We start from the raw sequence: 20,139 nt of genomic DNA, 5'->3' as shown, positions 1-20,139 counted from the left end.
AACCGGGCTTCAGGCCGTCGCTTTGCCCGCGGGTGCGGCAGCCGGCGCATCGGGCCGCAGCTCGCGGCGCAGGATCTTGCCCACATTGCTCTTGGGCAGTTCATCGCGGAATTCCACGAAGCGCGGGCGCTTGTAGCCTGTCAGCTTTTCGCGGCACCAGTCCTGCACCTGGGCCTCGGTCAACGACGGATCGCTCTTAACCACGAACACCTTCACCGCTTCGCCCGAGTGCTCGTCCGGCACGCCGATCGCCGCGCATTCCAGCACGCCCGGCAGTTGCGCCACCACGGCCTCGACCTCGTTCGGATAGACCTTGAAGCCGGACACCGCGATCATGTCCTTCTTGCGGTCCACGATGCGCGTGTAGCCCTGCTCGTCCATGATGCCGATATCACCCGTGCGGAAGAATCCGTCGGCCGTCATGGACTGCCGCGTTTCCTCGGGCTTCTGCCAATATCCCAGCATGACTTGCGGCCCGCGAATGCCCACTTCCCCGCGTTCGCCCAGCGGCACTTCGTGGCCGGCGTCGTCGAGGATGGCCACGTCGGTGGAAGGCAGCGGCAAGCCGATGGAACCCGAATAGGCCGTGGCGTTGGTCGGGTTCACCGTCGCCACCGGCGAGGTCTCGGACAAGCCATAACCTTCGATCAGCGGCCTGCCGGTGATCTTCAGCCAGCGTTCGGCCACCGATTGCTGCACGGCCATGCCGCCGCCCAGCGTCAAGCGCAACGCCGAGAAATCCAGCTTCGCGAAATCCGGATTGTGCGCCAACGCGTTGAACAGCGTATTGACGCCGGGGAACAGATTCACCGGGACCTTGCGCCACGCATTGATCAGCGACGGCTGATCGCGCGGATTGATGATGAGCACGTTGCGCATGCCCGCGTGCAGGCCATACAGGCCGCACACCGTCATGGCGAACACGTGATAGAGGGGCAGCGCGCTGATGATGGTCAGCTGGCTGTTCGCCAGGTCATGCACGACGGGCTGCGCCACGGCTTCCGTCTGCAGCACGTTGGCCGTCAGGTTGCGATGCGACAGCATGGCGCCCTTGGGCACGCCGGTGGTGCCACCGGTGTATTGCAGCACCGCCACGTCATCCATCGTCAACACGGGCGGCGTGAACGGCAGGCCCGCGCCATCGTCCAGCACCTTGGGCAGCATGCGCGCGCCGTCGATCCGCCAGGCCGGCACGATCTTCTTGATATGGCGCGCGGCGAAGTTGACGATCGGCGCCTTCAGGCCGCCCAGCAGGTCGCCCGGCCCGGTCACGACCACATGCTTGAGCTGCCCGCGGTTCTTCACGGCCTGCAGCGTGTGCGCAAAGTTTTCCAGGATCAGGATGACGGACGCGCCGCTGTCCTGCAGCTGGCGCTCAAGTTCGTCGGCCGTGTAGAGCGGGTTGACGTTCACCACGACGAGCCCGGCGCGCAGCGTGCCCAGCATGCCGACCAGATACGCCGGCACGTTCGGCATCATCAGCGCAACGCGGGCGCCCTTGGGCAGCCCCAGGCTTTGCAGCCATCCCGAGAACGCGCGCGCATGCCGGTCCAGTTGCGCATAGGTGATGTCGCTGCCCATCGCCGTGCAGGCGATGCGCGAAGCGTATTGCTTGCAGGCCCGGTCCAGCAGGTCGGCCAGTGAGGAATAACCCTCAGTGGAGATCTCCGCCGGAACCCCCTGCGGGTAATGGGCAAGCCACGGACGCGTCATGGTAGTTGTCTCCATTAAATAGATTTTTGATTGATGATAACCTTGTTGCGTTCTCTTATTCCGCCTGACTTCCCCCATGAAACTGCTCGAACCTATCGTCGCCTGGCATCACGATATCTCCAAGATCCGCCGCGACATCCACGCGCATCCTGAATTGGCCTTCGAAGAATTCCGCACCGCCGACGTGGTGGCCGCCAAGCTCGAAGAATGGGGCATCGAAGTCGACCGCGGCCTGGGTGGCACGGGCGTCGTCGGCATCATCCGCGGCAACCAGCCCGGCGACCGCGCCGTGGGCCTGCGCGCCGACATGGATGCGCTGCCCATGCAAGAGGTCAACACCTTTGCGCACGCCAGCAAGAACGAAGGCAAGATGCACGCGTGCGGCCATGACGGCCATACCGCCATGCTGCTGGCCGCGGCGCAATACCTGTCGCAGCACCGCGATTACGCGGGCATCGTGTACGTGATCTTCCAGCCCGCCGAAGAAGGCGGCGGCGGCGCCAAGCGCATGATCGACGACGGCTTGTTCAAGCGTTTCCCGATGGAAGCGGTGTTCGGCATGCACAACTGGCCCGGCATGAAGCCCGGCCAGTTCGGCCTGACGCCCGGCCCGATCATGGCCTCCAGCAACGAATTCTCGATCGTGGTCAAGGGCAAGGGCACGCACGCCGGCATGCCCAACCTGGGCATCGATCCCGTCATGGCCGCGGTGCAACTGGCGCAGTCGCTGCAGACCATCATCACGCGCAACCGCAACCCGTTGGACGCGGCGGTGCTCAGCATCACGCAGATCCATGCCGGCAGCGCCGACAACGTCGTGCCGAACCACGCCGAATTGCGCGGCACGGTGCGCACCTTCACGCTGGACGTGCTGGACCTGATCGAACGCCGTATGGAAGAGATCACGCGCCACACCTGCGCGGCCATGGACTGCGAGGTGGAATTCACGTTCCAGCGCAACTACCCGCCCACGATCAACCACGCCGAAGAAGCCGCGTTCTGTGCCGACGTGCTGCGCGACATCGTCGGCGAGGCCAACGTCAACGACCACGTGCAACCCACGATGGGTGCGGAAGACTTCGCCTTCATGCTGCAGGAACTGCCGGGTTGCTACGTCTGGATCGGCAACGGCACGGGCGACCACCGCGACAGCGGCCACGGCCTGGGCCCCTGCATGCTGCACAACGGCAGCTATGACTTCAACGATGAACTGCTGCCCCTGGGCGGCACGTACTGGGTTCAGCTGGCCCTGAAGCGCCTGGCCAAGGCCTGACCCTACCCGCCGTCCGCCGCCCCGACCGCCAGGCACATCGCCAAAAAGCGGCCGGTGGCGCGGGCGGCGGCGTCCGCATGCGGCACCAGGATGCTGAGCGTGCGGGTCAGCGGCTTGGGCAACAGGCGCAATGCCGCCAATGCCCCGTCCTCATGCCGCATCGACATGACGGACACGAACCCCACCCCCAGCCCCGCGCGCACCGCCTGCTTCACGCCTTCGACGCCGGCCAGTTCCAACCCCACCGACGGCGCCAGCCCCGCATCCGCGAACGCGCGCTCGACCAGCCGCCGTACGCCCGAGCCGGGCTCACGCATCACAAGCGGCGACGCGGCCAGATCGCGCAACGTCACCGCGCCCTTGCCCGCCAGCGCGTGATCAGCCCGCACGATCGCCACGACTTCGTCCTGCCGCCAGGCATGCACCGCAGTATCCGCCGGCAAGCCAGTGGGCACATCGCCTTCAATGAAAGCCAGGTCCAGCGCGGGCAAGCGTTCGACGATTTCCCGCGTGTTGCCGTCGGACAGGTGCAGGCTGACCGCGGGAAAAGCATGGCGGAAATCCGCCACCAGACGCGGCAATAGATAGCTGGCGGGGGTGGTGCTGGCGCCCAGGCGCAGCGCGCCGGTTTCCAGCCCGCGCCACGTTTCGCGCACGGCCTGCGCCTGGCGATACACCTGGCGCAGCTGCCGGGCCTGCTCGGCCAGGCGTTCGCCGGCTTCCGTCAGCGCGATGCCGTGGCCGCTGCGGCGGTACAGCGGTTCGCCGAACCATTCCTGCAGCATGCGCAGCTGGCCGGAGACGGCGGGTTGGGACAAATGCAGCACCTGGGCGGCGCGGCTGATGTTGCCGGTATCGGCTACACAAGCGAAGGTCAGCAATTGATCCGGAGTCATGGCGGCCTAACTATCAGAATTTCTGATATTACATATTCAAAATAAAGATTTTTCAAATAGTAGAGCGAGATCTAATATTTCGTGAAGTTATTTAGATATGCCCAAAGGGCCAGTCATGAGCACCTCTTCCAGCACCACCGCCCCCCTTCCGGCCGCAGCCGGCGCGACCGCAGCCGCCCCGGCCGCCGCACCCACCACCACGCCGTGGCGGGACAAGCTAAACGGGGTGCTGTTCGTTGGCTTGATGGCGGGTGCGGTGATGCAGCTGGCCGACCTGCCCGCCATCCGCCAACTGGGCTTTTCCCCGCTGGTCGTAGGCATCGTCTGCGGCATGCTGTACGGCAACTTCCTGCGCGGCACGATGCCGGCCGATTGGGGCGTGGGCGTGAACTTCACCGCGCGCCGCCTCTTGCGCATCGCCGTGGCTTTCTATGGCTTGAACATCAGCATCCAGCAAATCGCGGCGGTGGGCCTGCCGGGGCTGGCCGTCTCGGTCGCCGTCGTGCTGGGCACCTTGCTGATCGGCACCGTCGTGGGCCAGCGCATGCTGGGCCTGGACCGCGACACAGCCATGTTGACGGCCGCCGGCAGCGCAATCTGCGGCGCTGCCGCCGTGCTGGCCTTCGAACCCACGCTGCGGGCCGCCCCGCACAAGAGCGCCGTCGCGGTCGCCACCGTGGTGCTGTTCGGCACCCTGTCCATGTTCCTATACCCCATCCTGTACCACGCTGGCTGGCTTGATTTCGACACCCAGGCGCTTGGCATCTACATCGGCGGCACCATCCATGAAGTGGCGCAGGTCGTCGGCGCCGCCAGCAATATCGACCCCGCCACCACCGAAGTCGCCACCATCGTCAAGATGACCCGCGTGGCGCTCCTGGTGCCAGTGCTGCTGGTCCTGGGCATGTACCTGCGCAGCGCCGCCAGCCAGGCCGGCGGCCAGGCCAAGGGCGCCAAGCTGCCGATTCCCTGGTTCGCGGTCGGCTTCCTGGTGCTGGCCATCATCAACTCGCTAAACATCATCCCCCCCGATGCCATCGCCGCCGTCCGCCGCCTGGACGTCTTCGCCCTGACCATGGCCATGACGGCGCTCGGCATCGAAACCCGCTTCGCCCAGATCAAGAAAGCCGGCCCCCGCGTGATGGCGCTGGGCCTGATCCTGTACGCCTGGCTGTTGGTTGGCGGCTACGGTATCGTGAAGTTGGCGACCTGATCGACGGGCCGCTGCGGCAAAGCGCCGCGGCGGCCCTTGCCGCACACGCCGCGGTCTCGTTTTTCCTGCATAATCGGCTGGTTCCCTTGCTTTGGAGTCGGCCGCATGACCTCCAGCACCAAAACCCCGTTTACGACTCTGCCTGCCAATCGCGACCCGGTATTGCGCGTCATGCCGATGCCCGCTGACGCGAATATCCACGGGGACGTCTTCGGCGGCTGGATCATGGCTCAGGTCGACATCGCCGGGTCGATCCCCGCCGCGCGCCGCGCCGCCGGCCGCGTGGCCACCGTCGCGGTCAATGCCTTCCAGTTCAAAGAGCCCGTGTTCGTGGGCGACCTCCTCAGCTTCTACGCATCCATCGCCAAGACCGGCACGACGTCGGTCACGGTGTCGGTCGAGGTCTATGCCGAACGCCAGCGCCTGGACGCCGAAGTCGTCAAGGTCACCGAGGCCACGCTCACCTACGTCGCCACCGACGAAGCGCGGCGCAGCCGCCCCCTCCCCACTCTTTGAGCCGTAACGCATGACGCAGTCCGCCGCCGCGCAGAAACCGCCCGCGACGCCCCGCCGCCTCGACCCGGAAGACGCCCAGACCGCCCTGGCCGAAGTGCAGGAACGCCTGCGCCGCCAGCAATTGGTTGCCGACCTGGTGCATCGCCAGGAAGAAGGCGACGCCAAGGCCACGCTGGTCGAAGACCTGGTGCACCGCCAGCACGAGGCTGAACTCAAGACGCTGCTGGACGGCCTGCACCCGGCAGACATCGCCTTCATCCTGGAATCGCTGCCCAAGGACGAACGCCAGGCCATCTGGAAGCTGGTCAGCCCCGAGCATGACGCGGACGTGCTGCTGGAAGTCGAAGACTGGGTGCGGGAATCGCTGATCGAAGCGATGGACCGCCAGGACCTGGTCGCCGCCACCGGCAACATGGACGCCGACGAGCTGGCCGACCTGGCGCCCGACCTGCCGCCCGACGTGGTGGCCGAAGTGCAGAAGGGCCTGACCGAAGAAGAACGCGCGCAGTTGCTGGAAGCCATGGGCTATCCGGAAGACAGCGTGGGCGCGATCATGGACTTCGAAATGGTCCGGGTGCGCGAGGACGTCACGCTGGAAGTGGTGCTGCGCTACCTGCGCCGCCTGCACGAGCTGCCCGACCACACCGACCAGATCTTCGTGGTGGACCGCCAGGACAAGCTGCAGGGCATCCTGCCCTTGTCGCGCCTGTTGGTCAGCGAGCCCGAAACCGAAGTGCGCGCTGTCATGAATTCGGATTTCCTGGCGCTGAACCCGCTGGATTCCGACGCCGACGCCGCCGGCGCATTCGAACGCTACGACCTCGTGTCCGCCCCCGTGATGGACGACCAGGGCCGCCTGATCGGCCGCGTCACCATCGCCGACGTCGTGGACGTGATGCGCGAAGACTCGCAGGAACAGGCGCTGTCGCGCGCCGGTCTGCAAGAAGAAGACATCTTCGCGCCCGTCAGCACCGCCTTGCGCAACCGCGCGCCCTGGCTGCTGCTCAACCTCTGTACCGCGGCCACTGCCTCATTCGTGGCCTCCCAGTTCGAAGGCACCGTCAGCCAGATCGTCATCCTGGCGTTCCTGATGTCCATCGTGGCCGGCATCGGCGGCAATTCGGGCAACCAGACCATGACGCTCATCATCCGGGCGCTGGCCATGGGCCGGATCACCGGGCGCAACCTGTGGCAACTGGTCAAGCGCGAGCTGTTCGTGACCCTGCTGGTCGGGCTGTGCGGCAGCCTGGTGGCCGCTCTCTTCGCCTGGGTGATCTCGCATTCGCTTTCGATCGCCGTGGTCATGATGGCCGCGATGGTCTGCAACATGCTGGTCGGCGCCTCGGTCGGCGTGCTGGTGCCGATGGTGCGTGCCCGCTTTGGCAAGGACCCCGCGATGGGGTCGTCGGTGCTGCTCACCTTCGCCACCGACTCGCTGGGCTTCTTTATCTTCCTGGGCCTGGCCACCTTCTTCCTGCTGTAGCCTCACTGCAACAGTCAGGCGCTGCCTGGTTTGCCTGCCCCGCTTGTGTGCCCGGGCAGACCGGCACGTCGCCTCGTGACAGCGAAGTGACAGGGAAAACACCGCAGCTCCATGTAAAGTCATGGAACTGTCATCTTTTCCCTTAGTACCCGCAATGACCGCCAAACTCCGGGCAGCCCTCTTTTTCGTGCTGCTCTCGACTTTCGCCGCCACGGCGCAAGCCTGTGAAAACCTGCCCTCCTGGGCGCAGTCGGCCTGCAACCGCCTGGACCAGATCTGGACCGAGGGCGGCAACGACCTCTATGTAAGCGGCTACGCGTGGCACAACCGCGCGATGTACAGCCGCGAAAAGATCAACAGCTTCAACGAACTGGCCTGGGGCGGCGGCTACGGCCGCAGCATCTACGATGAAGACGGGGATTGGCAGGGCCTGTACGCCATGGCGTTCCTGGATTCGCACAGCAAGGTCGAACCCATCGCGGGCTACGGCTTCCTGAAGATCGGGCAGGTCAGCGAGAACTTCCGCCTGGGCGCAGGCTACACCGTCTTCCTGACCGCGCGCCACGACATTATGAGCTACGTGCCGTTCCCGGGGATCCTGCCGCTGGTGGGCGCCGGCTACAAGGACGCCATGCTGTATGCGACCTACATTCCCGGCGCATCTGGCGCGGGCAACGTGTTGTTCGTCTTCGGCCGCTGGCACTTCTGACGCGCGCGGCCGCTGCCTAGAAGGCCTGGCCCAATTTCCGGACCAGGTCCCCCAACCGCCAATCATCGATGCCGTGGGCGCGCAGCGCGCGCTCGGTTTCCACCACGTAGTCCAGGCAAGGGCCGGATTGCCCCACGGCATTGCGCACGGAGGCCAGCAGGCGGTCATCGCTGAGATCGGCCGCATACTCGTCGCAGGCGCGGTTCAGCAGGAAGACCAGGCCCGGCACGGGAGCGGCGTCGGTATGGCAGGTCAGCCAGCGCGGGGTATAGGCGCCGGTCACCATCTCGCGGCGCCACAGGGCCTGGAACACCGTGGGCACATCGCTGGCCGCGATCTGGTAGGCCACGCCGCGGCAGCATCCGCCGCGATTCAGCCCGAACACCAGGCCGGGGTTGTCCGGCGACCCGCGGTGGTCGTGTGACCACAGGCACAGCGACCGGTGATAACCGCGCACAGTCGCCAGGCGGCGTTCGCGCCACGCGAAACCGGGATGCCAGATCAGGGATCCATAGGCGAACACCCACAGATCGTCCACGCCGTTCCATCCGGCCAGCAGATCGTCCACCGACAGCGCTTGCCGCGTTTTTGCCAGACCGGCACAGCCGGCGGGTACTGCCAACGACATAGGGTCCTCTGATATCCCGATTCATTCCCTAGCAGGAATGAGCGATATCCTACGCCGACGGCCGCGCAAAAGAATTGCGAGATGGGGCCTTCGCAACACGCCGAAAGAAATTTGCATCCGCCACGACCCGCGTGCGCGGAAAAAAATTGCGCGCCCGCCGCTAGACCGCGTCCAGGGGCAATTCCGTGGTGCTTTTGATGATTTCCATCGAGAAGCTGGCGCTGACGTCCAGCAGGTCGACCGCGCCGATCAGCCGGCGGTAGAAGCGGTCATAGGCGGCCATGTCCTCGACCACGACTTTCAGCAGGTAATCGATGTCGCCCGCCATGCGGTGGAACTCCACCACATTAGGCAGCGCCATGACGGCGTTGATCAGGCTCTGGGTCCATTTCTCGTTGTGCTGGCTGGTCTTGATCGACACGAAGACCGTCAGGTTCAGGCCCAGGGCGCGGGGGTCCAGCAGGATGGCGTTGCGGGCGATAACGCCGTCATCCTTCAGCTTCTGGATACGGCGCCAGCACGGCGTGACCGACAGGTTCACCTGCTCGGCGATTTCGGCGACCGAACAGGTGGCGTCCTTCTGCAGCAACGCCAGTATCTTGATGTCGGTCTGGTCCATGGTTTCCTCAGCGCGGTGGGTGCCAATCTTGCCTGTTACGGCTGCCCGCGTCCAGCCACGCGCAGCACGCTGCCGCCAACCCGCCTAGTAGGTGCCCGGGTAGCCGCCGCCGTCGATCAGGATGCTTTGCGCCGTCATATAGCCGGAATGCGCGGAACACAGATAGGCGCACAGCGCCCCGACCTCTTCCGGCTGCCCGTAACGGCCGGCCGGATTCGCCCGCCCGCGCTCTTCCCAGAGCTGGTCGAACGTCTTGCCGGACTGCTCCAGCATGCCCTGGATATGCCTGACCTGCGCGTCGGTGGCGAAGGCGCCCGGCAGCAGGTTGTTGATGGTGACGTTGTGCCGCACGGTCTGGCGCGCCAGGCCGCCCACAAAGCCGATCAGGCCCGACCGGGCACCGTTGGACAAGCCCAGTTCGGCATGCGGGGCCTTCACGCTGCGCGACACGATGTTCACGATGCGGCCGAAGCGCCGCTCGATCATGCCGTCGACCACGCGCCGGATCATGTCGATCGGACCCAACATCATGGCGTCCAGCGATGCGATCCAGTCCTCGCGCGTCCAGTCCCGGAAGTCACCGGGCAAGGGGCCGTCGGCGTTGTTGATGAGGATGTCGGGGTGCGGGCAGGCGGCGATCGCCGCGTCCCGGCCGTGCGGCTGGGTCAGGTCGGCCGACACCCAGCCCACGCCGTTGCCGGTTTCGCGGGAGATCTCGGCGGCGGCCTGCTCCAGCGTCTGCGGATTGCGGGCCGCGATGGTCACCGCCACCCCTTCGCGCGCCAATTGCAGCGCGCAAGCCCGGCCCATGCCGCGGCTGCCGCCAAAGACCAATGCCGTTTTGCCGCTGATGCCCAGATCCATGCTGTCGCTCCCGTTGCGTGTCGCGCCACCGACCTGGGCCGCTGCGCCGAAGCGCACCAGTATAGGAGCGCCCGCCGCGCTTCGGAATGGAATTTTTTGCGGCGCTGCCGCTCAACCCCTCTTACTGCGCGGCAGAAGCGCCCCCAGCCGGGATCACCCCATCCACTGGCTGACGGGTGCCGCCGCGTCCTGCAAGGGCTGCGCGACCACATCGATCAACGCCGGGCCGTCATGCTCCATGGCGGCTTTGATCGCGGCATCCAGCTTGGACGGATCCTCCACGCGCCAGGCCTTCACGCCGTAGGCTTCGGCGATGCGGGCATGGTCGGTGCGGTTGAAGTCCACGCTGTAGTAGCGCTGGTCGTAGCCCGCCTTCTGGCTGGCCTTGATCCAGCCGTAGACCGAATTCGAAAACACGATCATCAGCAGCGGCGCCTTGTGCCGCACGATGGTTTCCAGTTCACCCACCGTGAAGCCGAAGCTGCCGTCGCCCATCACCGACACGCACTTCGATTGCGGGCGGCCGACCCACGCGCCGAGCGCCGCCGACATCGAAAAGCCCAATGCGCCGTGCGCGCGGTTGGTAATGAAATGCCGGCCGGGGCGCGACACGTCGTAGTAGGCCGAGAAGTACGGGCAAGGCGTGCCGGGGTCCGCGCACACGACCGCGTCGTCCGGCAGCAGGCGGTTCAGCGACTGCACGACGCGCTCGGGGCGAATCGGTGCATCCAGGCTGTTGGCCAACGGTTCCAGCTGCGCCAGGCGGGCGGCCTTGGCACGGCCGGCCAGCACCGCGCCGTCCACGGCGTCGGAATTCCGGTGCGCCAGGCGGGCCTGCACCTCGGTGCCCAGCGCTTCCAGCGCCAGCTTGGCGTCGCCCACCAGGCCGACTTCGGTCAGGTAGTTGGCGCCGATCACCATGGGATCGATATCGATGTGCAGGATGGGCACGTCGCGGTTCGGGAAGCGCCAGTGCTCGGTCGACGTCGACCCGGCGCGGCAGCCCACGAACAGCACCACGTCGGCCGCGGCCACCACATCACGCGTGGCCATCACGCCGCCATTGGAGCCCACCACGCCGGCGTTCAACGGATGCGTGTCGGCCAGGCTGCCCTGCCCGCTGACCGTCACGCAAACCGCGGCCTTCAGTGTTTCGGCCAGCGTCTGCAAGGCACCGCTGGCGCCGGCGATGACCACGCCGCCGCCGCAGATGATCACTGGGGCGCGGGCGCCGACCAGGCGCTGCGCGGCGCGTGCCACGTCCGCGGGGTCCGGCGCGAAGCGCATCGACGGGAACTGGCCGTGCTCGGGCTGCGCCCAGACATCGGACGCGTCCACTTGCTGCTTCATCACGTCATATGGAAAGCACAGGTGCGCCGCGCCGGGCTTGCCGGTAGTCATGGCGCGGAATGCCGCGCGCACCATGCCGGGAATCTGGTCGGCCCGATCGATCGTGCGGTTCCATTTCGTCAGCGGACGGTACAGCGCTTCCTGGTCCAGTTCGGTCAGCGGATATTTGCCGCGCGAGCCCACCGCCACGTCGGAGGTGATGCCCAGAACGGGAATCGACGACTCGTTGGCTTCGACAAGACCCGGCAGCAGATAGGTCGCGCCGCCGCCGCTGGGGCCTTCGCAAACGCCGACCTTGCCGGTCACGCGGGCATAGGCGTCGGCCATGTAGCCAGCGCTGCGCTCATCGCGCGTCAGGATGTGCTGCATGCCGTGGTCCAGACGGTACAGCGCATCGTAGAACGGCAAGCTGGTGTCGCCGCACAGGCCAAAAATATGTTTGACGCCGTTGTGCTGCAGCATCCGCACCATGGCTTCGGCGCCGGTCAGGTTTTCCATGTCATCTCCACGTGTTTCGTGGACGGAACCGGGCGGCACACCGCCCGGCGGTCCGCCACTCAGTTATCCAGATTAATGTTGCTGCTCTTGATGAACGCGCTCCAGCGGTCGTATTCCGACTTTACGTAGGTATCCAGCGCAGGGCCGTCGGATGCCACGATCTCGAAGCCCGCTTCCGTGACCTTCTTCTTGATTTCCGGGTCGGCCAGCACCGCCTTGAAGTCCGCGGTCAGCTTCTTCACCGTGGCCTCGGGCGTGCCCTTCGGCGCGAACATGCCGCTCCACGAATAGGCGACGAAACCCGGGAACCCGGACTCGGCCACCGTCGGTACATTCGGCAGTTCCGGCAGGCGCTTTTCGCCCGCCACGGCCAGCGGCTTGATCTTGCCGGCCTGGATCTGGCCGCGCAGCGCCGCGAAGCTCAGCCACGTCATGTTGGCCTGCCCGCCCACCACCGCCTGGATGGCCGGCCCACCGCCGCCATACGGTACGTGCAGCAGCTCCACTTTCGACAGCCGCTTGAGTTCTTCGGGTGCCAGGTGGTTCAGCGAACCGACGCCTGTCGACGCATAGTTGAATTTGTTCGGGGACTCTTTGGCGGCGGCCGCCAGGAAGGCTTTCAGGTTATCCCCCGGCACGCCTGGGTTCGCGCCGATCACCAGCGGAAAGCGCACGGTCTGCGAAATCGCCACGAAATCCTTGAACGTGTCGTACGGCAGCTTGGACTTCACGGCAGGATTGATGCCGTGGTTGTCGAAGCTGACCAGCAGCGTATTGCCATCCGGTTCGGCGCGGGCCACAAAGGCCGTCGCGATCTGGCTGGCCGCGCCCGGGCGATTTTCCACCACTACCGCGCGCCCGCCCAATTGCTGCGACAGGCGCGGCTGCAGGATGCGCGCCAGGATGTCCGTGCTGCCGCCCGGCGGATACGGCACCACCAGGATCAGTGGCCGTTCTTCGGCTGCGGCCGGCGCGGCGATCATGGCGCCCCCGGCCGCGGCTGTCGCGCATAGCGCCGCGAGTACCCGCTTCATCGTGTGAGTCATTTTTTTTCCCCTGCTGTCATGGTGTTGGCCGGCGCTGCCGTGGCGGGTTCGGCCTGGTCCCGCATGTAAATCGTTGAAAAGCCCGTGCGTATCACGTCCGTGATCTGATCCAGCCGGCGTCCGATATGCGTGTTCATCAAGCCCGGCAAGGCGTCCATGTCGCGTTGCTCCAGCGCCTGCACGATGCGCAGGTGCTCGCCCTGGGTATGGCTGCGCCGGCCCTGCTGCATGTCGATCCAGCGCACGAAATGGATGCGGGCATTGACGCTTTCCAGCGCGCGCACGAATTCTTCGTTGCGCGACAGGCGGGCCAGTTGCAGGTGGAAGGCTTCATCCAGCTCCAGCAGGCGCGTCGCGTCGCTGTCTTCCGGCACGTCCCGGGAACGCTCGACGAATTGCCGCAACCCGGCCAGTTCTTCGTCGCTGGCGCGCTCGCAGGCGGCGCGCACGATGCCGGCCTCCAGTACCGCGCGGTATTCGTACAGGCTGTGGATCTGCTTGGCGTCCAGCAAGCGGGCGATGAAGCCCCGGTTGACCGAGCGAGTCAGAAAGCCCTCGACCATCAACTGGTTCAGCACCTCGCGCAGCGGCGTGCGACTGACATTCAGGCGCCGCGCCAGCTCGACTTCGTTGATGCGTTCGCCCGGCTTGAAATCAAAGCGCACCGCCATCGCCTTGACGGCGCCATAGAGCTCGGCCTGGCCAGCGGAGGTGCGGGCGGCGGGTCGGATGGCGGAAGGGGTTTGCGGCATACCGGGTCGAAAACGGGAAGATTTCCAGGGGAATGAAGTGCATACTAAAGTGCATACACTTTGACCGACAACCCGGGTTTGCCCGGACGCGGGCAGGCGAACGCCCGCCGCCAACGCTGCGAACGTCAAGCAGAACCGGAAATGAAAACGGGCCCGAGGGGCCCGTACGAACGCTGGCGAAACGAAGGAATTACAGGCCGGTATCCAGCGTGTAGTGCGCACCGTCGCGGTTTTCCAGCGTCAGCGTAGTCAGCGTGGGGGTGGCGGCCGCGGCATCCTGCTGCACATGGATGCGCAGATTGGCCAACGGCACATCCCAGCCGCCGGTAGCGGCTTCGGCGTTGACGTCCGCCACCAGCGCCAGCCGTTCGGCCACCGCCCGCGCATCCGCGGCACGGGCGTCGATACGCAGCAGGCTGCGCGCGCCGTTGGGGTGCGCCATCAATTCAGGCGACCAGACGCACTCGGGCGTCAGATGGCGGCAGAAATACATGCGGATGCCGGGCAAGGGCTGCTCGGCAAAGCGCACGGTGTGGAAACGCGCCTGCACTTCCTGGCCGTCCAGCATCGCGGGACGGGTCAGCTCCTGCACGGGATTCACGGCAAAACCCGCCGCCTTCAGCCGCTCGTAGGTGGCCTCGGCGTCATAGGTGCGGAACACCAGCGCTTCCAGCCCGAACGGCGAATCGGCGATTTCACGGCGCACGGGCGGCGCCCCCGCCGGCCAGCCCAGCAGTTCGACATACGTGCTTTCCAGCACGATCAGCCGATTGCACGACCCCAGGTTATGTACCGCCTTGTCGCTCAGGTGAAAGCCCTGACGCTCGAAGTGCGGCGCCAGCGCATCCAGCCGGTCGCGCACCATGACGACGGCATGGTCGAATTCGGTACGGCCGACGGAATGCAGCATGGCGTGTTATCCCTGGATCAGACGAGCTTGCCGTGGCACTGCTTGTACTTCTTGCCGCTGCCGCACGGGCACGGGTCGTTGCGGCCGACCTTCGGCAACGCGTTGCGTACCGGCTGTGCGCCATCGTCCGATTCCGACTGGGCCAGGGCTTCGTCGTAGTCCGAGTGATGGTATTGCACGTTCTGCACATGCGGCTGGGCGGCTTCGGCTTCGGCCTGTTCGACCTGTTCCGACGACTGCACGCGCACCGTCATCAGCACGCGGACGACGTCGTCGCGGATGCGGTCCAGCATGCCCGAGAACAGTTCGAAGGCTTCGCGCTTGTATTCCTGCTTGGGATTCTTCTGCGCATAACCGCGCAGATGGATGCCCTGACGCAGGTAATCCAGCGCCGACAGGTGTTCGCGCCAGTGCGTGTCGATCGCTTGCAGCATGATCGAACGCTCGAACTGCGACCACGATTCCGTCCCCACCTGATCGACCTTGGCCTGGTAGGCGTCGCGGGCAGCCGCCAGCACGCGCTCGCGCAGGTCTTCGTCGGTCAGGCTGGTTTCTTTCTCCAGCATCTCGGTCAGCGGCAGATGCAGCTGCCAGTCGGCTTCCAGCGCCTTCTGCAGCGCCGGCACGTCCCACTGCTCTTCCACCGATTCCGGCGGCACGTACGTGTTGAACAGATCGGTCACGGCGGCGTCACGCAGGTTCTGCACGGTGGCGCCCACGCTGGCGGCTTCCAGCACGTCATTGCGCTGCGAATACAGCACCTTGCGCTGGTCGTTGGCCACGTCGTCGTATTCCAGCAATTGCTTGCGGATGTCGAAGTTGCGGCCTTCCACCTTGCGCTGCGCGGTTTCGATCGAACGCGTCACCATGCCCGCCTCGATGGGCTCGCCTTCCGGCAGCTTCAGGCGTTCCATGATGGCGCGCACGCGGTCGCCCGCGAAAATGCGCATCAGCGAATCTTCCAGCGACAGGTAGAAACGGGACGAGCCCGGATCGCCCTGGCGGCCGGCACGGCCACGCAGCTGGTTGTCGATACGGCGCGATTCGTGGCGCTCGGTACCGATGATGCGCAGGCCGCCGGCGGCCTTGACCTGCTCGTTCAGCGGCTTCCACTCGGCACGCACCTTTTCGATGCGCGCGGCCTTTTCGGCTTCCGACAGCGATTCGTCGGCGCGGATCAGGTCGACCTGCTTGTCGACGCTGCCGCCCAGCACGATGTCGGTGCCGCGGCCCGCCATGTTGGTGGCGATGGTGATGTGGCCCGGCTTGCCGGCTTCGGCAACGATCTCGGCTTCGCGGGCGTGCTGCTTGGCGTTCAGCACTTCGTGCGGCAGCTTGGCCTTCTTCAGGAGGCCCGACAGCAGCTCGGAGTTTTCGATGCTGGTGGTGCCCACCAGCACGGGCTGGCCGCGCTCGTGGCAATCACGGATGTCTTCAAGGATCGCGTTGTACTTTTCCGGATCGGTCTTGAAGACCTGATCGTTCTGGTCCTTGCGGATCATGGGCTTGTTGGTCGGGATGATGACCGTTTCAAGCCCGTAGATTTCCTGGAATTCGTACGCTTCCGTATCGGCCGTACCGGTCATGCCGGACAGCTTTTCGTACATGCGGAAGTAGTTCTGGAACGTGATGGACGCCAGCGTCTGGTTCTCGTGCTGGATCTTCACGCCTTCCTTGGCCTCGACGGCCTGGTGCAGACCATCGGACCAGCGGCGGCCCACCATCAGGCGGCCCGTGAATTCGTCGACGATCACCACCTCGCCGTCCTGCACGACGTACTGCTGGTCGCGGAAGAACAGGTTGTTGGCGCGCAGAGCCACCATCAGGTGGTGCATCAGCGCGATATGGCGGGGGTCGTACAGCGACTCGCCTTCCGGCAGGATGCCCAGGCGGGCCAGGATGGCTTCGGCGTTTTCGTGCCCGGCTTCGGACAGGTAGACCTGCTGGCTCTTTTCGTCGACCCAGTAGTCGCCTTCGGGTTCCGGCTCCTGCGGCTTGGGCTCGCTGGCCATGCGCTTGAGCAGCGGCGGCACCGCATTCATGCGGATGTAGAGCTCGGTATGGTCTTCAGCCTGGCCCGAGATGATCAGCGGCGTGCGGGCTTCGTCGATCAGGATCGAGTCCACTTCGTCGACGATGGCGTAGAACAGCACGCGTTGGCGGCGGTCCTCAACACGGTATTCCATGTTGTCGCGCAGGTAGTCGAAGCCGAATTCGTTATTGGTGCCGTACGTGATGTCGGCGGCGTAGGCGGCCTTCTTCTCGTCGTTGGGCTGCTGCGGCACCACCACACCCGTGGTCATGCCCAGGAAGTGGTACAGGCGCCCCATCCATTCAGCGTCGCGGCGGGCCAGGTAATCGTTCACCGTCACCACGTGCACGCCCTTGCCGGCGACCGCGTTCAGGTAGACGGGCAACGTGGCCATCAGCGTCTTGCCTTCCCCCGTGCGCATTTCGGCGATCTTGCCGCTGTGCAGCGCGATGCCGCCCAACAGCTGGGAGTCGAAGTGGCGCATGCCGAACACCCGCTTGCCGGCTTCGCGCACAACGGCGAACGCTTCGGGCAGCAGGTCGTCCAGCGTGGTGCCCTGGGCGTATCGGGATCGGAATTCGTCAGTCTTGGCCGCCAGCTCCGCATCGGAAAGCGCGGAAATCTTGGGCTCCTGCCCATTGATCTGGGTTACCAGCTTGCGATACTGCTTAAGCAGCCGGTCGTTGCGGCTACCTATGAGTTTTTTGAGCAGAGAAACCATGCGTATGTCGGCCGCACGTGCCACGCCGCGCCTGCAAAGGGCCAGGGCAGCGTCACCCGTGACTTTGATGTTATTGGTTGAGCGGGGGTCCGCTGGGAAACGAACCAGTTTAACGCACCTGGAGCGTAATAGCCTGGATCTATGACCAGGGTGCTGTCATTGTCCTGTTGGACCGGTCAGCGCGCCGCAGGTTCAGTCGCCGTCGCCTGCGCCACGGCAGGCGGGGCATGCTGCTGCGATCCCAGGAACAATCTGGGGTCCAGGGGCTGTCCGGCAAGGCGGACTTCAAAGTGCAGATGGGGGCCGGTCGATCGGCCCGAGCTGCCTACGCGCGCCACTTGCTGGCCGCGGTCAACCAATTGCCCCTGCTTGACCATCAAGGACGAAGCATGGGCGTAACGCGTGATCAGGCCATCACCGTGATCGATCTCGACCATATTGCCGAAACCCGGTTGAAACTTGGCTTCCAGCACCACCCCGCCCGAGGCCGCCAGGATAGGCGTGCCCGACGGCGCGGCGAAATCCAGCCCTTCGTGCATGGCCGTGCGGCCTGTCACCGGGTTGCGGCGCCAGCCGTACGAAGAACTCAGATAGGGGTAATCGGTGATCGGCATGGCGGTCGGCATGCGCGCCTGGTCCGCCGAGCGCTTGGTCAACGCCGCATCCAGCAGTTTCAGGTTGTCCGACTGCTGCGCCAGCCGCGCCTGGATTTCATCCAGTTGGCGGCCCAGCGCTTCGGCCGAGGCCGCGCTGGGCGGCGGATGATCGGTGAACAGGTCGTCCATGACCTGGGTGGCTTCCGGCTGGGTCAGCGCTTCGGGCTGCGCCACGGCCAACTGCTTGGCCAGTTCCGGATCGGTGTAGGCCACGCCTGCCACCTTGGCCACGCGCTGGCCCAATCCGTCGATGCTGACCAGCTTGGCCTGCAGCGCGCCCACCTTGGCGGCCAGCAAGTTCATGTTTCCACGCAGGAAATCGGTGTCGCGCCCCGGCTGCCCGCCCAATGGCCAGCCCACGGTCTGGACGGTGGGCAGTATCGGAGTAAGGTATCGTTGTAGTGCGGCGCCGAAGATGGCTGCCGTGACGAGCGCGGCCCCGAGAAACAACGCCAACCGCGCGCCTCCCAGGGTGAAATGCCCGTCCCGCCCGTCGCGGGCGTGCATAATCACGATTTTCAAGGTTGCTTCCTAATTCTTTAAAGCCGGGATGAATAGACCTGCTTCAACCCGTCAACGTTCCGGTTCCAGCCGGCGGAAAGAAAATACCGCACTGGGATGGCTGGGTCATGACATGCGGGGCGCCGGGGTACTGGCGACTGCCCGCAAGCACTTGCAAATTCAGTATGCGGTGGCGGCGGTTCTGCCCACCCCGCTGGGTGCTGTCTGCCAGGTGGGCAAACTGGAAAACCAGTGCCTGCACCTGGTGGTGCCTAGTGCTGCCCATGCCGCCAAGATGCGTCAATTGGCGCCGCGCATCGCGCGTACCTTGGCAGACCAAGGCTGGAACCTTAACGAAATTGCCGTCAAGGTACAAGCGGGGTTACCGAAGCCCGGTGCCCGCCAGCCGCGCCCTCCCAAAGAGGCGCAACCGCTTGGGGACAAGGCCCTGGGCGCGTTCGAGTCGCTGCACGACAGCCTGCGGCCCGGCCCGTTGGCTGACGCGGTCGCCAAGCTTTTAAGGCATCACAAGCGTAGCTGAATCAATCCGGCCCTGTCCGGCGCCAGAGGCGCCCGGAAACGAAGCGAAACCAAGTTTTCGAGCGGCTAGCCCGATGGTTTGCGACCGGATGGCGACTTTTGCTCCGGAGGATGGCAACCCGCGCCATCCTTAAGCAGGAACCTGAAGGGATCCGGGGACAGGCCCCGGCATTCAGGTCCAGATGGGAAGCCTGGCGTCAGGCCAGCTTCCACTCGTGGCGAAACGCCTGCGGCGCCTCTGCCTGCGATTCATAGGTGACCAGTTCCCAGGCATCTTGCTGGGCCAGCAACGCACGAGCCAACTGGTTGTTCAGGCCGTGGCCCGATTTGCACGCCACATAGCGCGCCACCAGGGGCTTGCCCAACAGATACAGGTCGCCGATGGCGTCCAGGATCTTGTGCTTCACGAATTCGTCGTCGTAACGCAGTCCGTCGCTGTTCAGCACGCGGTATTCGTCCATGACGATGGCGTTGTCCAGGCTGCCGCCGCGCGCCAGGCCCATCGAGCGCAGGGCTTCCACTTCGTTCACAAAACCGAAGGTGCGCGCACGGGCGATCTCGCGCACATACGAGTGCGTCGCAAAATCGATCTCGGCGAAATTGGCCGTGGAGTCGATGGCGGGGTGGCGGAAGTCGATCGAGAAGGCCAGCGCGTAGCCTTCATGGGGCTCCAGCCGGGCCCACTTCTCGTTGCGGCCTTCGCCTTCGCGCACTTCCACCGTCTTTTTGACGCGGATGAACTGCTTGGGCGCGTTCTGCTCGACGATGCCCGCCGAGCGCAACAGATAAACAAACGTTGCCGCACTGCCGTCCATGATGGGGACTTCTTCGGCAGTGAGGTCGATATGCAGGTTGTCGATTCCCAGGCCGGCCAGCGCCGACATGAGGTGTTCCACCGTGGAGACGCGGACATTGCCCTGTTGCAGGACGGACGCCATGCGCGTATCGCCCACGCCAGTGGCTTGCGCGGGCAGGTCAACGACCTGCGGCAGGTCCACGCGGTGAAAGACAATGCCAGTATTGGGTTGCGCCGGACGCAGGGTGAGTTCTACCCGCCGCCCGGAGTGGACGCCGACGCCTGTCGTGCGGACTAGATTCTGAATGCTGCGTTGTCGGAACATGAGACTTGGGGTGTTAGAGCCAGAAAGCCGGCACGAAGAGGACAGATTGCCGGCGTAACTGACGTATTGTAACGCTGTCCGACCCTTGACGCCATCAG

18 protein-coding genes are annotated in these 20,139 nt (G+C 65.3%); 6 read left to right on the top strand and 12 right to left on the bottom strand.

What is annotated here, in order from left to right; genetic code table 11:
• Positions 1 to 9 precede the first annotated feature (9 nt).
• Positions 10 to 1,713 carry an AMP-binding protein gene (locus tag AC3WMU_RS19175; RefSeq protein ID WP_492282827.1) on the bottom strand — a complete coding sequence of 568 codons (1,704 nt, stop codon included), beginning with the start codon at positions 1,711 to 1,713 and terminating at the stop codon, positions 10 to 12.
• A gap of 76 nt (positions 1,714 to 1,789) precedes the next feature.
• Here AC3WMU_RS19175 and AC3WMU_RS19170 point away from each other — a divergent pair, with 76 nt between their 5' ends.
• Positions 1,790 to 2,986 carry a M20 aminoacylase family protein gene (locus AC3WMU_RS19170; protein ID WP_006226285.1) on the top strand — a complete coding sequence of 399 codons (1,197 nt, stop codon included), beginning with the start codon at positions 1,790 to 1,792 and terminating at the stop codon, positions 2,984 to 2,986.
• 2 nt (positions 2,987 to 2,988) lie between these two features.
• On the opposite strand, the gene AC3WMU_RS19165 is transcribed toward AC3WMU_RS19170, so the two are convergent.
• Positions 2,989 to 3,882, bottom strand: coding sequence for a LysR family transcriptional regulator (locus AC3WMU_RS19165; protein ID WP_088587632.1), 894 nt, complete (start codon positions 3,880 to 3,882; stop codon positions 2,989 to 2,991).
• A gap of 115 nt (positions 3,883 to 3,997) precedes the next feature.
• Here AC3WMU_RS19165 and AC3WMU_RS19160 point away from each other — a divergent pair, with 115 nt between their 5' ends.
• From AC3WMU_RS19160 to pagP, 4 genes are all read left to right on the top strand, one after another.
• The gene (locus AC3WMU_RS19160; RefSeq protein ID WP_006226283.1) at positions 3,998 to 5,095 is read left to right on the top strand and encodes a YeiH family protein; all 1,098 of its coding nucleotides are present in this window, start codon (positions 3,998 to 4,000) and stop codon (positions 5,093 to 5,095) included.
• Positions 5,096 to 5,200: 105 nt separating this feature from the next.
• Positions 5,201 to 5,611: an acyl-CoA thioesterase gene (locus tag AC3WMU_RS19155; protein ID WP_006226282.1), complete on the top strand. Its 411-nt coding sequence runs from the start codon at positions 5,201 to 5,203 to the stop codon at positions 5,609 to 5,611.
• Positions 5,612 to 5,621: 10 nt separating this feature from the next.
• Positions 5,622 to 7,094, top strand: a complete 1,473-nt coding sequence (gene mgtE, locus AC3WMU_RS19150) for a magnesium transporter (protein ID WP_006226281.1) — start codon at positions 5,622 to 5,624, stop codon at positions 7,092 to 7,094.
• 154 nt (positions 7,095 to 7,248) lie between these two features.
• Positions 7,249 to 7,803 (top strand): lipid IV(A) palmitoyltransferase PagP, encoded by a 555-nt coding sequence (gene pagP / locus AC3WMU_RS19145; RefSeq protein ID WP_006226280.1) that lies wholly within the window; start codon positions 7,249 to 7,251, stop codon positions 7,801 to 7,803.
• A gap of 16 nt (positions 7,804 to 7,819) precedes the next feature.
• Here pagP and AC3WMU_RS19140 read toward each other — a convergent pair whose 3' ends face one another.
• From AC3WMU_RS19140 to AC3WMU_RS19100, 9 genes are all read right to left on the bottom strand, one after another.
• Complete coding sequence (locus tag AC3WMU_RS19140; protein ID WP_006226279.1) at positions 7,820 to 8,431, bottom strand: gamma-glutamylcyclotransferase; 612 nt, start codon at positions 8,429 to 8,431, stop codon at positions 7,820 to 7,822.
• 160 nt (positions 8,432 to 8,591) lie between these two features.
• On the bottom strand, positions 8,592 to 9,050 hold the full coding sequence (locus AC3WMU_RS19135) for an Lrp/AsnC family transcriptional regulator (protein WP_006226278.1): 459 nt from the start codon (positions 9,048 to 9,050) through the stop codon (positions 8,592 to 8,594).
• 84 nt (positions 9,051 to 9,134) lie between these two features.
• Positions 9,135 to 9,914 (bottom strand): SDR family oxidoreductase, encoded by a 780-nt coding sequence (locus AC3WMU_RS19130; protein WP_006226277.1) that lies wholly within the window; start codon positions 9,912 to 9,914, stop codon positions 9,135 to 9,137.
• Between the two features lie 153 nt (positions 9,915 to 10,067).
• The gene (locus tag AC3WMU_RS19125) at positions 10,068 to 11,762 is read right to left on the bottom strand and encodes a thiamine pyrophosphate-binding protein (protein ID WP_006226276.1); all 1,695 of its coding nucleotides are present in this window, start codon (positions 11,760 to 11,762) and stop codon (positions 10,068 to 10,070) included.
• 59 nt (positions 11,763 to 11,821) lie between these two features.
• Entirely contained in the window at positions 11,822 to 12,808 is a 987-nt protein-coding gene (locus AC3WMU_RS19120) for a tripartite tricarboxylate transporter substrate binding protein (RefSeq protein WP_492282826.1), read from the bottom strand.
• On the bottom strand, positions 12,805 to 13,560 hold the full coding sequence (locus tag AC3WMU_RS19115) for a GntR family transcriptional regulator (protein WP_006226274.1): 756 nt from the start codon (positions 13,558 to 13,560) through the stop codon (positions 12,805 to 12,807). The genes AC3WMU_RS19120 and AC3WMU_RS19115 overlap by 4 nt, the downstream gene beginning before the upstream one ends.
• A gap of 190 nt (positions 13,561 to 13,750) precedes the next feature.
• Entirely contained in the window at positions 13,751 to 14,470 is a 720-nt protein-coding gene (locus tag AC3WMU_RS19110) for a VOC family protein (protein WP_006226273.1), read from the bottom strand.
• Positions 14,471 to 14,487: 17 nt separating this feature from the next.
• Complete coding sequence (gene secA, locus AC3WMU_RS19105) at positions 14,488 to 17,223, bottom strand: preprotein translocase subunit SecA (RefSeq protein ID WP_006226272.1); 2,736 nt, start codon at positions 17,221 to 17,223, stop codon at positions 14,488 to 14,490.
• Positions 17,224 to 17,399: 176 nt separating this feature from the next.
• Positions 17,400 to 18,386, bottom strand: a complete 987-nt coding sequence (locus tag AC3WMU_RS19100; protein WP_006226271.1) for a M23 family metallopeptidase — start codon at positions 18,384 to 18,386, stop codon at positions 17,400 to 17,402.
• Between the two features lie 127 nt (positions 18,387 to 18,513).
• On the opposite strand from AC3WMU_RS19100, the gene AC3WMU_RS19095 reads away from it, so the two are divergent.
• On the top strand, positions 18,514 to 18,921 hold the full coding sequence (locus tag AC3WMU_RS19095; RefSeq protein WP_006226270.1) for a DciA family protein: 408 nt from the start codon (positions 18,514 to 18,516) through the stop codon (positions 18,919 to 18,921).
• Between the two features lie 196 nt (positions 18,922 to 19,117).
• Here the strand turns inward: AC3WMU_RS19095 and lpxC are convergent, their stop codons facing one another.
• Complete coding sequence (lpxC, locus tag AC3WMU_RS19090) at positions 19,118 to 20,041, bottom strand: UDP-3-O-acyl-N-acetylglucosamine deacetylase (protein WP_006226269.1); 924 nt, start codon at positions 20,039 to 20,041, stop codon at positions 19,118 to 19,120.
• Positions 20,042 to 20,139: the final 98 nt, after the last annotated feature.

The organism is Achromobacter sp. FW305-C-13, from assembly GCF_058783475.1.
Note: the sequence above shows the minus strand (reverse complement) of the source record. Positions and strands in the feature narration are given on the sequence as shown.